Here is a 13926-nt window from a genome sequence, read left to right as displayed (position 1 = left end):
GCCATGAGTGCTCAGTTGATCCTGGGCGCGGTCGCCCTGGTCGTCGTCGCCTGGCTCGCCGCCTGCGCCGAGGCCGGCCTCGCCCGCGTCTCCAGCTTCCGCGCCGCCGAGGCCGTGCGGTCGGGGCGGCGCGGTGCCGAGAAGCTGGCGCAGGTCGCCGCCGACCCGACCCGCTATCTCAACGTGGCGCTGCTCGTCCGGGTCGCCTGCGAGATGGCGGCCGGCGTCCTCGTCACGTACGCCTGCCTGGAGGAGTTCCCGGAGACCTGGGAGGCGCTGCTCGTCGCCATCGCCGTCATGGTGCTGGTGTCGTACGTCGCCGTCGGTGTCTCCCCGCGCACCATCGGGCGCCAGCACCCGCTGAACACGGCGACCGCCGCCGCGTACGTGCTGCTGCCGCTGGCCCGGATCATGGGCCCGATCCCGCAGCTGCTCATCCTCATCGGCAACGCGCTCACGCCCGGCAAGGGGTTCCGCAAGGGCCCGTTCGCCTCCGAGGCCGAGCTGCGGGCGATGGTGGACCTCGCCGAGCAGGAGTCGCTCATCGAGGACGACGAGCGCCGCATGGTGCACTCCGTCTTCGAGCTGGGCGACACCCTGGTGCGCGAGGTGATGGTGCCGCGCACCGACCTGGTCTGCATCGAGCGGTACAAGACCGTCCGTCAGGCCCTCACCCTCGCCCTGCGCTCCGGCTTCTCGCGCATCCCGGTGACCGGCGAGAACGAGGACGACGTCGTCGGCATCGTGTATCTGAAGGACCTGGTCCGCAAGACGCACATCAACCGGGACGCCGAGGCGGACCTGGTGTCGACGGCGATGCGCCCGGCGGCGTTCGTGCCCGACACGAAGAACGCGGGCGACCTGCTGCGCGAGATGCAGCAGGAGCGCAACCACGTCGCCGTCGTCATCGACGAGTACGGCGGCACGGCCGGCATCGTCACCATCGAGGACATCCTGGAGGAGATCGTCGGGGAGATCACCGACGAGTACGACCGGGAGCTGCCGCCCGTCGAGGAGCTCGGCGACGACCGCTACCGGGTCACCGCCCGCCTCGACATCGGCGACCTCGGCGAGCTCTACGGCTTCGGCCCCGACGAGTACGACGACGAGGACGTGGAGACCGTCGGCGGACTGCTCGCCAAGGCCCTCGGCCGGGTGCCGATCGCCGGTGCCAACGCGGTCGTGGAGCTGCCCGACGGGCGGCGGCTGCGGCTGACCGCCGAGTCCCCGGCCGGCCGCCGGAACAAGATCGTGACCGTGCTCGCCGAACCGGTCGAGCCGGCCGGGACCAAGGAGGATCCGGCGTCGTGACCCCCGACCAGCTGCGTGCGTTCTGCCTGGACTTCAACGACGCGACGGAGGAGTTCCCGTTCACGCCGGAGACCTCCGTCTTCAAGGTCGCCGGGAAGATGTTCGCGCTGGCGGCGCTGGACTCCGAGCCGCTGCGGATCAACCTCAAGTGCGATCCGGACGAGGCGGTACGGCTCCGCGAGGAGCACCCGGCGATCGCCCCCGGCTACCACATGAACAAGCGGCACTGGAACACCGTGACCGTCGGCGAACTCCCGGACCGGATGGTCCGGGAGCTCGTCGAGGACTCGTACGACCTCGTGGTCGCCGGCCTGCCGAAGGCGGTACGGCTCCGGCTCGACCGCCCCTGAGTCACCGGCGGCGCAGCCCGAGCCCGACCACCACGGCCGCGCCGAGCACGATCGCCGCGTCCAGGGCGAGGACCGTGCGGACACCGCCGTACAGGTTCCCGCCCGTGGTGGCGAGCACGCCGAGCAGCGGGATGCCGACGGTGATGCCGACCTGCTGGGTCGTGGTCACCAGGCCGGTGGCCAGGCCCTGCTCCTCGTCGGGCACGCCGGAGGTGACGGTCACGCCGTACGCGATGATCGCGCCCAGGTGGCACATCGAGCCCAGCGAGACGAACAAGGTCGCGAGGAGGGCGCCCGAGGTGGCGCCGATGCCCAGGATCGCCGCCGTGAACAGGCCCTGCCCGACGAGCGAGACCACCAGGGTGCGGCGGGCGCCGAAGCGGCCGATCACCTTCGGGGCCGCCGAGCCCGCGAAGACCGACAGCAGGCCCTGGACGCCGAAGACCAGACCGGTGAGGAAGCCGGAGAGGCCCAGCGTCTCCTGGAGGTACAGGGTCAGGACGAAGACGACCGTCGACATCATCGAGAAGGTGATGATCCCGCCCAGGTTGCCGAAGGCGACCGTGCGCCGCTTCAGCATCGGCAGCGACACCAGCGGCGCGGAGCTGCGGGACTCCACGACCACGAACGCCGTCAGCAGGGCGATGCCCGCGACCAGGGTGACCAGGACGTCCGCGCCGCCGAAGCCGCGCTCGGCCGCCGTCGACAGGGCGTAGATCAGCGAGAGCAGACCGCCGGTGACGGTCACCGCGCCCGGCACGTCCAGCTTCGGTCGCTCCGGGGTGCGGGACTCCGGCAGCAGGCCCGGCGCCAGCGGCAGCACGATCACGCTGAACAGGGTGAGCAGGGCCATCGTGGAGCGCCAGCCCAGGGCGTCGGTCATGACGCCGCCGAGGACCATGCCGACGGTGAAGCCCAGCGACAGCAGGGTGCCGGAGATGCCGAGCGCCCGGTCGCGCTGCGGGCCCTCCGGGAAGGTGGTGGTCAGCAGGGACATGCCGGTCGGCACGATCATCGCCGCGCCGAGACCCTGCAGGGCGCGCCCGGTGAGGAAGGAGGCCGGGTCCCAGGCGAGGGTGGCGAGCAGGGAGGCCGCGCCGAACAGCGCGAGGCCGGTGAGGAACAGCTTCTTGCGCCCGTACAGGTCGCCGAGCCGGCCGGACAGCAGCAGGAAGCCGCCGGACGGCAGGGCGAAGGCGGTGACCGCCCACTGGAGCGCGGCGGGGCTGAGGCCGAGGTCTGCGCCGAGCACCGGCAGCGCCACGTTCAGGACGGAGAAGTCCAGCGCCACCATGAACTGGGCGGCGCACAGCACGATCAGGATGAGACGGGCGCGGCCGGAGAGCGCCGGGGGAGCGGGGGAGGGTGCGGGAGCGGGGGAGGTCTGCTGGGCCGGGGGAGAGTCCGGAGAGGTCACGGTTGCCATGCCCACGACTCTCGTGGCTCGGGAACAACGGTGGGGAGCGGGAACTTATCCTGTTGGTCGCACCACCAGGCAGCCAGGGGGAGGAAGCACACGTGGCCACGCCACTGGAGAGCGCCGACGCCAAGTCGCACCGACTGGCCGAGCTCCGCGAGTTCCTGAGGAGCCGACGGGCCCGGGTGAGCCCCGCCGAGGCGGGCCTGCCCGACGGCGGCGCCCGGCGCCGCACCCCGGGGCTGCGCCGCGAGGAGGTCGCCGTCCTCGCCGGGGTCGGGGTGTCCTGGTACCAGTGGCTGGAGCAGGGCCGGGACATCACGGTGTCGGCGCAGGTCCTCGACTCGGTGGCGCGGGTGCTGCGGCTGAGCCCGACCGAGCGGCGCCATCTGTACGTGCTGGCGGCGCTGAACCCGCCGGCGCCGGAGTTGGCCCCGGAGGACCGGGACATGTGTCACGGGCTGCGGCGGCTGATCGACACGTGGATGCCGTTCCCGGCGCACATCATGGACCAGTACTGGAACACCGTGATGTACAACGACGCGGCGGCGATCGTGCTCGGCATGCGCCCGGAGATCGTGCAGAACTGCCTGATCGCCTTCTTCACGGACCCGCTCTACCGGGTGCGTTCGCCCCGCTGGCAGGAGCTCGCGCCGAAGGTCGTCGCCCAGTTCCGCGCGGCCTGCTCGGAGTGCCCGGACGACGAGGGCTTCCGGCAGGTGGTCGAGGAGGCCAAGGCGGCGAGCGAGGAGTTCACGGAGCTGTGGCAGCGCCGGGACATCCTGCCCGGCGGCCAGAACCGCAAGGAGATGGAACACCCGCTGGTCGGCCCCCTGGTCGTGGAGGCCACCCAGCTGCGCGTCCCGGCCCGCCCCGACCTGGTGATCGTCCTGCACACCCCGCTCCAGGAGGCGGACACCGCCGCCAAGCTGGAGTGGCTGGTCTCCCCGGAGGGCCGGCGGGGGGCGATGTACCCGGTGGCGGGCTGAGCGGACCACGCGGGTGTCCGGGAGCGGTGGGCCGGTGTCCGCTGGCCGGGACGCCGGGTGTCCGGAGTCCGGTGACCCACCCGTGGGCGGGCCGGCCCGACCTATCCTCGGGGCATGACACTCAACCGCGAGCACGACGACCTCGGCGCAGAGGACCTCAAGATCATCACGCTGGCGCGCAGCGCCCGCGCCCGTAACGGGGTGCCCGAGGGTGCGGCGGTGCGTGACGAGACCGGGCGGACGTATGTCGCCGGCACGGTCGCGCTGGAGTCGCTCAAGCTGAGCGCGTTGCAGACCGCGGTCGCCATGGCCGTGGCCAGCGGTGCCCAGTCGCTGGAGGCCGCGGCCGTCGTCTCCGCCGCGGAGGCCGCCTCCGACGCGGACCGCGCGGCGGTGCGCGACCTGGGCGGGCCGGAGACCCCGGTGCTGCTGGCCGGTACGGACGGGCGTCTGAAGGCCGCGGTCTCCGCGGGCTGAGCCCCGTACCCACCCGCGAGAGGCCCGGCACGCGTCCCGTGCCGGGCCTCTTGTGTGTTTGTGAAGGATCAACGGAACTTCTCTTGCCTTCCCCGCTCCGGTGCGCATCAATAACAGCGACCGGTCCGACGGACCGTCAGATCTCCTCGCAGACGCAGTGTCCGCACCCCTGCGTTCGTCATCGGAAGGGGTACGACTCGTCATGAGACGCAGAAGCAGTTTGGGGGCCACCGCGGTGCTCGCCGGAGCGCTCGCCGCCACCGGCCTCGCCCTCGCACCGGGCGCCTACGCCGTGTCGCCCGGCACGGCCACCGCCACCTACGACTGCGGGTCCTGGGGCGGCGGCGGCGCCACCCTCACGGCCACGCAGAGCGGCACGTCCGCGACGATCACCATCACCTCGGCGGTGAAGACGCCGATCGCGGTCGGCAAGGACACCATCAGCTCCACCCTGACCCTGGCCAAGGCCGGCGGCGGTACCCGGGTGTTCACCGGGACCAAGAACCCGGCGCTCGCCGCGAACCAGTCGGTCACCATGGGCCCGCTCAGTGGGACCGTCGCCTCGGGCGACAGCCTCAACTCGTACTTCGCGGGCGTCGCACTCAAGATGGTGATCTTCGGCGTCACGGTGAACTGTGACGCCCTCACCTCGCAGACGCCCGGTCCCTTCGTGTTCAGCTGATCCTCACCCCGCACGGCCGACCGGTACCGCCGAGGGCGGTGCCGGTCGTTGCTGTGTCGACCGGGTCTGACCTGCGGATATCCGGACACGAGACGATCTTGACATCATCTGATGGGTCATCAGTCGCTGTGTTTCGATTCCATTGACTTCTCTCGGCCCGCAGCCGTCAATGGCGCCCTCTCATCCCTCAGGAGGGGACCCACATGGCACTCGAACGAAGCCGCGCGGCGGCTCGAAGACGGCGTCGCTGGACGGCCGTCCTCGGCGCCACCGCGCTCGCGCTCACCGCCGGCGGCGCGCTCGCCGCACCGGCCGGAGCCACCTCGACCTCCCTGCCCGTGGACTTCGCCACGCACTGCGTGCCGCCGCCGATCGCGGGCATCCCGCCGATCGACGGCACCACCACGGCTCAGATCACCGTCGACAACGCCGCGCCCAAGGTCGGCGACACGGTCAAGGTCACCTACACGGTCACCAAGCCCGCCGCCTCCAACCCGGTGGACCTCGCCCTCCCGGCCGACATCATGACCCCGAGCGGCAAGGTCGCCCTCGGCGGCGCCCAGTCCGGCGCGGTCACCGTCACCGGGCAGAAGAAGAACCCGCCCATCCCGGGCAAGGGCACCTTCCCGGCGTTCTCCATGACCGGCACCTTCACGGTCACCACGCCCGGCGCGATCACCCTCTCGCCCGGCGACTACAACATCCACACGAGCTACCTGATGGAGCTCGACACCCCCTGCACGGTCAAGAACCCGCCGGCGCCCGTCTCCGAGACGGTCACGGCGACCGCGCAGCCCGGCGCCAACGAGCGGGCGCTCCAGCTCGACAACGCCTCCGGCGCGCCCGGCGTCCGGGTCACCGTCTCCGGCGCCAAGTTCACCCCGCTCGCCGAGGTCACCGTCGTCGGCCGGGCCGGAGCGGCGGAGACCGCCGACCGGATGACCGTCACGACCGACAGTGAGGGCGGCTTCGCGGCCCGCCTGAAGGTCAACGACAAGGCGACCACCGGGGTCGTGGCCTACGAGGGTGCGGCCTGGGACCCCGACAAGGGCGCGGGCCCCGTCGCGTACCAGGTCATCGACGACACCCCGACCCCGCCGAACAGCCAGAAGATCACGGCCTCGGTCACGGCGGGCCAGCTGTCGATGACCCAGGCCGGTGACGCCGTGCAGCTCTCGGCCGTCGACTTCGGCCAGGGCGGCGCCGCCACCGGACCCCTGCAGACGGTGACGGTCAAGGACTTCCGCGGCGGTCCCGCGGGCTGGTCCCTGACCGGCAAGGTCACCGACTTCACCGGACCGGGCGGGGCCATCGGCGCCGACCGGCTCAGCTGGACGCCGTCCTGCACCACCAAGGCCGGCAGCCCCAGCACCTGTGCCCCCGGCGCGGCGGGCCCCGTCGGCGCCACCGGCGCCACCCTCGCCTCCACGCCCAACGGCACTCTCACCGGCGGCGAGTTCACCATCGACGCGGGGCTCTCCCTCGACGTCCCGGCGTTCACGGCGCCCGGCAGTTACGCGGGCGTGCTCACGCTGACGCTGTCCTGACCGCCCGACGGGCCGGCCGCGCACCCGGCCGGCCCGTCACACTTCCCAAGGGGTCCGCACCCGTGCGCAAGCCGTACGTCCTCCTCCTGAGCGTCCGCCGCGTCGTGCGCGCCCTGAGTGTGCTGGGCGCCGTACTGCTGCTCGGCGGGACCGCCGCCGCGCCCGCCTCCGCCGCCGAGAACGGCGAGTGGGCCGTCTACCCGGCGGCCTCGCGGCTCGGCAGCCGCCCGTACTTCTACCTCTCCGCGGACCCCGGAAGCACGGTCACCGACCGGGTCACCGTCGCCAACAAGACCGCCGCCCCGCTCACCTTCCTGCTGTACGGGGCCGACGCCTACAACACCGAACGCGACGGCGGCTTCGCCGTCCGCACCCGGCAGGAGAGGCAGACCGGCGCCGGCGCCTGGATCCGCCCCGAGCGCGACCGGGTCACCGTCCCGCCGCACTCCTCCGTCACCGTCCCCTACACCCTCACCGTCCCCGCCGACGCCGCGCCCGGCGACCACCCCGGCGCCGTCGTCGCCCTCGACGAACGGATCGCCAAGGGCTCCGGCGGCTCCGTCGCGCTCGGCGTGCAGCGCGCCGTCGGCGCCCGGGTCTACCTGCGGGTCGGCGGCCCCACCGTGCCCGCCCTCGGCGTCGAGGACGTCACCCTGGAACAGGACCGGCCGCTCGTCCCCGGCGCCGGCACGAGCACCGCCGTCGTCTCGTACACCCTCTACAACCGCGGGAACGTCACCCTCAACCCCAAGGTCGCCCTCAAGGCCCAGGGGCTCTTCGGCCGCACCCTGCTCACCCGCGACCTGGACCGGCTCCCCGCCGAACTGCTGCCCCGGCAGAAGATCCGGCTCAGCGAGCGGTGGGCCGGATCCCCGCAGCTCGACTGGGGTGAGCTGACCCTGACGGCGACCGCCAAGGACGTCCGCGAGTCCGGCCGGGTCTCCTTCGTCGCCCTGCCGTGGCTGCCTCTCGCGGTGCTCGTCGCCGGGGGTGCGGCGGGGCTGTTCGGCCTGCGGATACGGCGTCGCAGGGCGCTGAGTACGTGAGGCGGCCGTCCATCGGGGAGAATGGCCCCCATGAGCGCTCGTACTGATGAGAACACCGCCCCCCACCGGGCCGGCTTCGCCTGCTTCGTCGGCCGCCCCAACGCGGGCAAGTCCACCCTCACGAACGCTCTGGTCGGACAGAAGGTGGCCATCACCTCCAACCGGCCGCAGACGACCCGGCACACCGTCCGTGGCATCGTGCACCGCCCCGACGCCCAGCTGATCCTGGTCGACACCCCCGGGCTCCACAAGCCGCGCACCCTGCTCGGCGAACGTCTCAACGACGTCGTGCGCACCACCTGGGCCGAGGTCGACGTGATCGGCTTCTGCCTGCCCGCCGACCAGAAGCTCGGCCCCGGCGACCGCTTCATCGCCAAGGAGCTCGCCGAGATCAAGAAGACGCCCAAGGTCGCGATCATCACCAAGACCGACCTGGTCGACTCCAAGACCCTCGCCGAGCAGCTGATCGCGATCGACCAGCTCGGCAAGGAGCTGGGCTTCGAGTGGGCGCAGATCGTCCCCGTCTCGGCCGTGGGCAACAAGCAGGTCCAGCTCGTCGCCGACCTGCTCATCCCGCTGCTGCCGGAGTCCCCGCCGCTCTACCCCGAGGGCGACCTCACCGACGAGCCCGAGATGGTCATGGTCGCGGAGCTGATCCGCGAGGCCGCGCTCGAAGGCGTACGGGACGAGCTGCCGCACTCCATCGCGGTGGTCGTCGAGGAGATGATCCCGCGCGAGAACCGCCCGGCGGACCGGCCGCTGCTCGACATCCACGCCAACGTGTACATCGAGCGCCCCAGCCAGAAGGGCATCATCATCGGCCCCAAGGGCAGCCGCCTCAAGGAGGTCGGCATGAAGTCCCGCAAGCACATCGAGGCGCTGCTCGGGACCCCCGTCTTCCTCGACCTCCACGTGAAGGTGGCCAAGGACTGGCAGCGGGACCCGAAGCAGCTCAGGAAGCTGGGCTTCTAGCCCAGGGGGACCCGGGGGCTCGTGGAGCCCCCGGCCGCCGGGCCGTTACGCGCCTTCCTTCAGCACGAGCTGGATCAGCTCGCGCTGCTCCTCGGTGAGGTGGGGGTCCGCCCACTTCACCGTCTTGCCGTCGATCGTGATCTCGTAGCCGAAGCCGTCCGGGACCCCGCGGGTCTCCGGCGGCGGCGGGGCGGCGAGGGCCTCGCGGGCCAGGGACCGCAGCCGCTCGTCGTCCGGCCGGCCGTCGGTCTCCACCTCCGCCGACTTCTCGATGCCCGCGAAGCCCCCTGTGCGTACGACGCGAATTTTCATGGGGCCTGTCTACCGCACCCTCAGCGGGTCGGCACGCCGACCGTCGACCAGGCGTCCGTGACGGCCTTGACCTCGTCGCCCTCGCCGTAGCGGGCCTTCGCCGCCGCGACCGTGGCCGCCGCGAACTCCTTGAACGTGGCCTCCTGGTCCAGCGTGCCGCCGGTCAGCGTGTCGTACCAGATCTGCCCGGCCCGCTCCCACGCGTTGCCGCCGAGGGCGGTGGCGGCCAGATAGAAGGCGTGGTTGGGGATGCCCGAGTTGATGTGGACGCCGCCGTTGTCCGCGTGCGTACGGACGTAGTCGTCCATCGTCGCGGGCTGCGGGTCCTTGCCGAGGACGTCGTCGTCGTAGGCCGTGCCCGGCTCCTTCATGGAGCGCAGGGCCGAGCCCTTGTCGATGGCGGGCCCGAGCAGCCCGGCGCCGATGAGCCAGTCGGCGCGGTCGGCCGACTGGCCGAGCGCGTACTGCTTCACGAGCGAGCCGAAGACGTCGGAGAGGGACTCGTTGAGTGCGCCCGACTGGCCGTAGTAGGCGAGGTTCGCGGTGTGCTGGGTGACGCCGTGGGTGAGCTCGTGCCCGATGACGTCGACCGGGATGGTGAAGTCGAGGAAGAGCTCGCCGTCACCGTCGCCGAACACCATCTGCTCGCCGTTCCAGAAGGCGTTGTCGTACTTCTCGTCGTAGTGGACGGTCGCGAGCAGCGGCATGCCGGCGCCGTCGATCGAGTCGCGGCCGTAGGCCTTCTCGAAGAGCTCGAAGGTGGCGCCGAGCCCCGCGTACGCCCGGTTGGCGGTGGCGTCGTCGGTCGCGGGCCCGCCCTCGTCGCGGATCTCGGTGCCCGGCAGCGTGGTGCTGTTGTGCGTGTCGTACAGGGTGCGGTGGACCGTGCCGGGGGTCCCGGCGCGGTCCGCGGGCGGGGCCAGCCTGCGGGCGGTGCGCTGGGAGGCGTCGACCGCGAGGGTCCGCCGGGCGGCCTGGGCGACGGCCGGGTCCCCGGACCGGGCCAGGTGCTCCAGGATGTGCGGCGGGACGATCGCGCAGAAGTGGGGAGTCATGGCAGCAATGTGGCACTGAGTGGTGCCGGTGTCACGGCTTGCGACCATGATTGGCGAAATGGAGTGATGGGTCACCTTTCGGTATTGACGCCGAAGCCGTCCCGCATACTGAAACGGGACGTCCGCCTCCGCCGGTGCTGGGCTATGGTGACGCACATCATGCGTTTCGGGCTGCTTCTCCTTAGCTGCCGCGGCGAGGGCCTGTAGTCGTAGGCCGACCCCCTCCCCGCGGGTTTCGGTGTTGCGTTCGACAGTCGGCCGTCCCTCTCTCAGGACCTCCGAGGAGCCCTACGCAATGTCCCAGTCTCCGTTCGTCAGCCGTCCGACGCCCCTGACCACCGCGACGCACCTGCAGAAGCCGTCCGGGATGCCCGTCCACAAGTACGGGCGGTACGAGGCCGTCGAGATCCCCGACCGCACCTGGCCCGAGCAGCGCATCACCCGGGCTCCCCGCTGGCTCTCCACGGACCTGCGCGACGGCAACCAGGCCCTGATCGACCCGATGAGCCCGGCCCGCAAGCGCGAGATGTTCGACCTGCTGGTCCGGATGGGCTACAAGGAGATCGAGGTCGGCTTCCCGTCCTCCGGCGACACGGACTTCGCCTTCGTCCGCTCGATCATCGAGGACGGCGCGATCCCGGACGACGTCACCATCTCCGTACTGACCCAGGCCCGCGAGGACCTGATCGAGCGGACCGTGGAGTCCCTGAAGGGCGCCAAGCGCGCCACCGTCCACCTGTACAACGCCACCGCGCCCACCTTCCGCCGGGTCGTCTTCCGCGGCTCCAAGGAGGACATCAAGCAGATCGCGGTCGACGGCACCCGCCTGGTGATGGAGTACGCCGAGAAGCTGCTGGGCCCGGAGACCATCTTCGGCTACCAGTACAGCCCGGAGATCTTCACCGACACCGAGCTGGACTTCGCCCTGGAGGTCTGCGAGGCGGTCTGCGACGTCTGGCAGCCCGGCCCCGGCCGCGAGATCATCCTCAACCTGCCCGCCACCGTGGAGCGTTCGACGCCCTCCACGCACGCGGACCGCTTCGAGTGGATGTCCCGCCACCTGACCCGCCGCGAGCACGTCTGCCTGTCCGTGCACCCGCACAACGACCGCGGTACGGCGGTGGCCGCGGCCGAGCTGGCGATCATGGCCGGCGCCGACCGCATCGAGGGCTGCCTGTTCGGCCAGGGCGAGCGCACCGGCAACGTCGACCTGGTGACCCTGGGCATGAACCTGTTCAGCCAGGGCGTCGACCCGCAGATCGACTTCTCGCAGATCGACGAGGTCCGCCGGACCTCCGAGTACTGCAACCAGATGGAGGTCCACCCGCGCCACCCCTACGCGGGCGACCTGGTCTACACCGCCTTCTCCGGCTCCCACCAGGACGCCATCAAGAAGGGCTTCGACGCCATGGAGGCCGACGCGGCCGCCCAGGGCAAGACCGTCGACGACATCGAGTGGGCGGTCCCGTACCTGCCGATCGACCCCAAGGACGTCGGCCGCTCCTACGAGGCCGTGATCCGGGTCAACTCCCAGTCCGGCAAGGGCGGCATCGCGTACGTCCTGAAGAACGACCACAAGCTGGACCTGCCCCGCCGGATGCAGATCGAGTTCTCGCGGATCATCCAGGCCAAGACCGACGCCGAGGGCGGCGAGGTCACCCCGGCGCAGATCTGGTCCGTCTTCCAGGACGAGTACCTGCCCAACCCGGACAACGCCTGGGGTCGCATCCAGCTGCGCTCCGGCCAGTCGACCTCCGACACCGACGGCACCGACACCCTGAAGGTCGAAGCGGTCGTCGACGGCACCGAGACGGTCCTGACCGGCTCCGGCAACGGCCCGATCTCCGCCTTCTTCGCCGCGCTGCAGGCGGTCGGCGTGGACGCCCGCCTGCTGGACTACCAGGAGCACACGATGAGCGAGGGCGCCTCCGCGCAGGCCGCCTCGTACATCGAGTGCGCCATCGACGGCAAGGTCCTGTGGGGCATCGGCATCGACGCCAACACCACCCGCGCCTCGCTGAAGGCGGTCGTCTCGGCGGTCAACCGCTCGGCCCGCTGACGCGTCACCCGGGCCACCGCCCCGCACCCCTCAGGGGTGCGGGGCGGTTTCGTTTGAGTGATCCGCGTCACGGCTTCAGGTTCGCTTAAGGGAGATCCTCACGACATGCCGGAATCGGCGGCATATCAGGTGAGTTGACGCTACATCGGCGCATGGCGGAAGGTCGGCTCATCCCCACGGAGATCGGCCCCCGGGCATCCCCTCGGGCATCCCCTCGGGCGTCCCTCGGGCATCTCCACAGGGCACTTCCCTCCCCGCACTCCTCGACCTGGAGCTCGCATGCGCACGTCCGCCGCCGTGGCCGCCGTCCTCGCCGTGACCGGTGCCGCCCTCACCTGGGCCCCCGCCGCCTCCGCCACCACCGCGTGCGAGACGAATCCGCTCGGCACCGCCGGCCGCTACGCCGAGTTCGTCGAGAAGGACTCCGTACGCCACTCCGACTCCGAGGGCGCCGTCGCGGTCGGCGGCGACGCCACCTTCGGCGACCCCAAGCGGCCCTCCGGCTTCTCCATCGGCAACCGCCTCACCTCCGGCGGCCTCGCCGCGCTCCCCGGCGGCCACAGCCTCGTCGTCGGCGGCACCCTCTACGCCAACCAGGTCGTCCTCGACAAGGGCACCGGCATCGCCGGCAAGGTCGTCGACCGCTCCACCCAGGGCTCCGGCTTCGGCGTCGACGGCGACAAGGTGAAGGAAGGCCCCTCGCCGATCGACTTCGGCAAGGAGTTCACCTCCCTGCGCACCCTCTCCGCCGGCTGGGCCGCCGTCGAGCCCAACGGCACCGTCGGCCGCTCCACCGACTACCAGGGCCTGATGCTCACCGGCACCGACGCCAAGCTGAACGTCTTCGCCGTCGCCGCCGCCGACCTCCAGAAGGCCGGCGCGATATCCCTCAAGGTCCCGGCCGGCTCCTCCACCCTCGTCAACGTCCTCGGCGGCTCGTACGACATGAGCACCGCCCCCACCTACGGCGTCTACCTCTGGGACGAGACCAAGGGCGCCCTGGTCATGGACGACTACAACGCGGGCAGCGACGCCTTCAAGAGCGTCCGCTCCAAGCTGCTGTGGAACTTCCCGCAGGCCGAGAGCGTCAAGAAGAACTACACCTCCTGGCCCGGCACGATCTTCGCGCCGAACGCCACCGTCGAGATGGGCGGCCCCGGCGTCGGCCCCGGCCACGTCAACGGCTCCGTCGTCGCCGAGAAGCTGCTCACCGTGCCCGGCGCCGAGACCCACCAGATGAACTTCACCGGCTGCCTGCCCACCGGCACCACCCCCGGCAAGCCCCCGGTCACCCCCGAGCAGCCCAAGCCCACCCCGACGGACGTCCCCAGCAAGCCGGCCACCCCGACCACCCCGGCCACCACCCCGCCGGGCTCGGCCACCCCCAGCCCGTCGGAGTCGAACCCGGCCTCCCCGTCGCCCTCCTCCTCCACGTCGGCGGGCGCCCCCGCCCCGTCCCCCTCGTCCACCCCGGAGGGTGATCTCGCCACCACCGGCTCGGCCTTCGGGCCGGCCGCGATGGGCGTCGCCGGAGCGGCCGTCCTCCTCGGCGGCGGCTTCCTGGCCTTCGCGAAGCTGCGCAAGCGCGCTTCCTGACCCCCCGACCGAGACCCGCCGGGCCCCCGTGGAGCCCGGCGGGTCTCGGCCATCTCCGTTGCGTTCTGCTGACGAGGTGCTGACGCCGCATCATCGATGTGGCTAACATCACG

Annotated in this window: 13 protein-coding genes; 10 read left to right on the top strand and 3 right to left on the bottom strand. The window is 71.7% G+C overall.

The window, feature by feature from the left end:
- The first annotated feature begins 3 nt into the window (after window positions 1-3).
- Both ACZ3ZE_RS03730 and ACZ3ZE_RS03725 read left to right on the top strand, forming a co-directional pair.
- A complete protein-coding gene (locus ACZ3ZE_RS03730; RefSeq protein ID WP_361163273.1) occupies window positions 4-1311 on the top strand; it encodes a hemolysin family protein in 1308 nt (435 codons plus the stop codon).
- Window positions 1308-1661, top strand: coding sequence for an MmcQ/YjbR family DNA-binding protein (locus ACZ3ZE_RS03725; RefSeq protein ID WP_361163275.1), 354 nt, complete (start codon window positions 1308-1310; stop codon window positions 1659-1661). The genes ACZ3ZE_RS03730 and ACZ3ZE_RS03725 overlap by 4 nt, the downstream gene beginning before the upstream one ends.
- A gap of 1 nt (window position 1662) precedes the next feature.
- Here ACZ3ZE_RS03725 and ACZ3ZE_RS03720 read toward each other — a convergent pair whose 3' ends face one another.
- The gene (locus ACZ3ZE_RS03720) at window positions 1663-3087 is read right to left on the bottom strand and encodes an MFS transporter (protein WP_361623976.1); all 1425 of its coding nucleotides are present in this window, start codon (window positions 3085-3087) and stop codon (window positions 1663-1665) included.
- A gap of 92 nt (window positions 3088-3179) precedes the next feature.
- On the opposite strand from ACZ3ZE_RS03720, the gene ACZ3ZE_RS03715 reads away from it, so the two are divergent.
- From ACZ3ZE_RS03715 to era, 6 genes are all read left to right on the top strand, one after another.
- Window positions 3180-4067, top strand: coding sequence for a helix-turn-helix transcriptional regulator (locus ACZ3ZE_RS03715; protein ID WP_361163279.1), 888 nt, complete (start codon window positions 3180-3182; stop codon window positions 4065-4067).
- 114 nt (window positions 4068-4181) lie between these two features.
- Window positions 4182-4544, top strand: coding sequence for a cytidine deaminase (locus tag ACZ3ZE_RS03710; protein WP_361163281.1), 363 nt, complete (start codon window positions 4182-4184; stop codon window positions 4542-4544).
- Window positions 4545-4746: 202 nt separating this feature from the next.
- Window positions 4747-5226, top strand: coding sequence for a hypothetical protein (locus tag ACZ3ZE_RS03705; protein WP_361163283.1), 480 nt, complete (start codon window positions 4747-4749; stop codon window positions 5224-5226).
- A gap of 203 nt (window positions 5227-5429) precedes the next feature.
- A complete protein-coding gene (locus ACZ3ZE_RS03700) occupies window positions 5430-6773 on the top strand; it encodes a beta-xylosidase (RefSeq protein ID WP_361163285.1) in 1344 nt (447 codons plus the stop codon).
- Window positions 6774-6835: 62 nt separating this feature from the next.
- Window positions 6836-7819: a DUF916 domain-containing protein gene (locus tag ACZ3ZE_RS03695; RefSeq protein WP_467257223.1), complete on the top strand. Its 984-nt coding sequence runs from the start codon at window positions 6836-6838 to the stop codon at window positions 7817-7819.
- A gap of 21 nt (window positions 7820-7840) precedes the next feature.
- Window positions 7841-8791: a GTPase Era gene (gene era, locus ACZ3ZE_RS03690; protein ID WP_382748331.1), complete on the top strand. Its 951-nt coding sequence runs from the start codon at window positions 7841-7843 to the stop codon at window positions 8789-8791.
- A 45-nt stretch (window positions 8792-8836) separates the two neighbouring features.
- On the opposite strand, the gene ACZ3ZE_RS03685 is transcribed toward era, so the two are convergent.
- Window positions 8837-9103, bottom strand: a complete 267-nt coding sequence (locus ACZ3ZE_RS03685) for a protealysin inhibitor emfourin (RefSeq protein ID WP_361163288.1) — start codon at window positions 9101-9103, stop codon at window positions 8837-8839.
- Window positions 9104-9123: 20 nt separating this feature from the next.
- The gene (locus tag ACZ3ZE_RS03680; protein WP_361163290.1) at window positions 9124-10158 is read right to left on the bottom strand and encodes a M4 family metallopeptidase; all 1035 of its coding nucleotides are present in this window, start codon (window positions 10156-10158) and stop codon (window positions 9124-9126) included.
- A 295-nt stretch (window positions 10159-10453) separates the two neighbouring features.
- Here ACZ3ZE_RS03680 and leuA point away from each other — a divergent pair, with 295 nt between their 5' ends.
- Together leuA and ACZ3ZE_RS03670 are read left to right on the top strand one after the other, a co-directional pair.
- Window positions 10454-12217 (top strand): 2-isopropylmalate synthase, encoded by a 1764-nt coding sequence (gene leuA / locus ACZ3ZE_RS03675; protein WP_361623982.1) that lies wholly within the window; start codon window positions 10454-10456, stop codon window positions 12215-12217.
- Window positions 12218-12496: 279 nt separating this feature from the next.
- Complete coding sequence (locus tag ACZ3ZE_RS03670) at window positions 12497-13813, top strand: choice-of-anchor A family protein (protein ID WP_467257221.1); 1317 nt, start codon at window positions 12497-12499, stop codon at window positions 13811-13813.
- The last annotated feature ends 113 nt before the right edge of the window (window positions 13814-13926 follow it).

The sequence above is a fragment of the Streptomyces sp. NPDC023157 genome (assembly GCF_055560575.1).
The sequence above is the reverse complement of the archived record's forward strand: the minus strand, read 5'-3'. Positions and strand labels throughout refer to the sequence as shown.

Excerpts from the sequence above, each read along its gene's own strand:
- ACZ3ZE_RS03730 (WP_361163273.1), top strand. The coding sequence starts at position 4 with ATGAGTGCTCAGTTGATCCTGGGCGCGGTCGCCCTGGTCGTCGTCGCC.
- ACZ3ZE_RS03670 (WP_467257221.1), top strand. The coding sequence starts at position 12,497 with ATGCGCACGTCCGCCGCCGTGGCCGCCGTCCTCGCCGTGACCGGTGCC.
- era (WP_382748331.1), top strand. The coding sequence starts at position 7,841 with ATGGCCCCCATGAGCGCTCGTACTGATGAGAACACCGCCCCCCACCGG.
- leuA (WP_361623982.1), top strand. The coding sequence starts at position 10,454 with ATGTCCCAGTCTCCGTTCGTCAGCCGTCCGACGCCCCTGACCACCGCG.
- ACZ3ZE_RS03720 (WP_361623976.1), bottom strand. The coding sequence starts at position 3,087 with ATGGCAACCGTGACCTCTCCGGACTCTCCCCCGGCCCAGCAGACCTCC.
- ACZ3ZE_RS03710 (WP_361163281.1), top strand. The coding sequence starts at position 4,182 with ATGACACTCAACCGCGAGCACGACGACCTCGGCGCAGAGGACCTCAAG.
- ACZ3ZE_RS03700 (WP_361163285.1), top strand. The coding sequence starts at position 5,430 with ATGGCACTCGAACGAAGCCGCGCGGCGGCTCGAAGACGGCGTCGCTGG.
- ACZ3ZE_RS03685 (WP_361163288.1), bottom strand. The coding sequence starts at position 9,103 with ATGAAAATTCGCGTCGTACGCACAGGGGGCTTCGCGGGCATCGAGAAG.
- ACZ3ZE_RS03705 (WP_361163283.1), top strand. The coding sequence starts at position 4,747 with ATGAGACGCAGAAGCAGTTTGGGGGCCACCGCGGTGCTCGCCGGAGCG.
- ACZ3ZE_RS03680 (WP_361163290.1), bottom strand. The coding sequence starts at position 10,158 with ATGACTCCCCACTTCTGCGCGATCGTCCCGCCGCACATCCTGGAGCAC.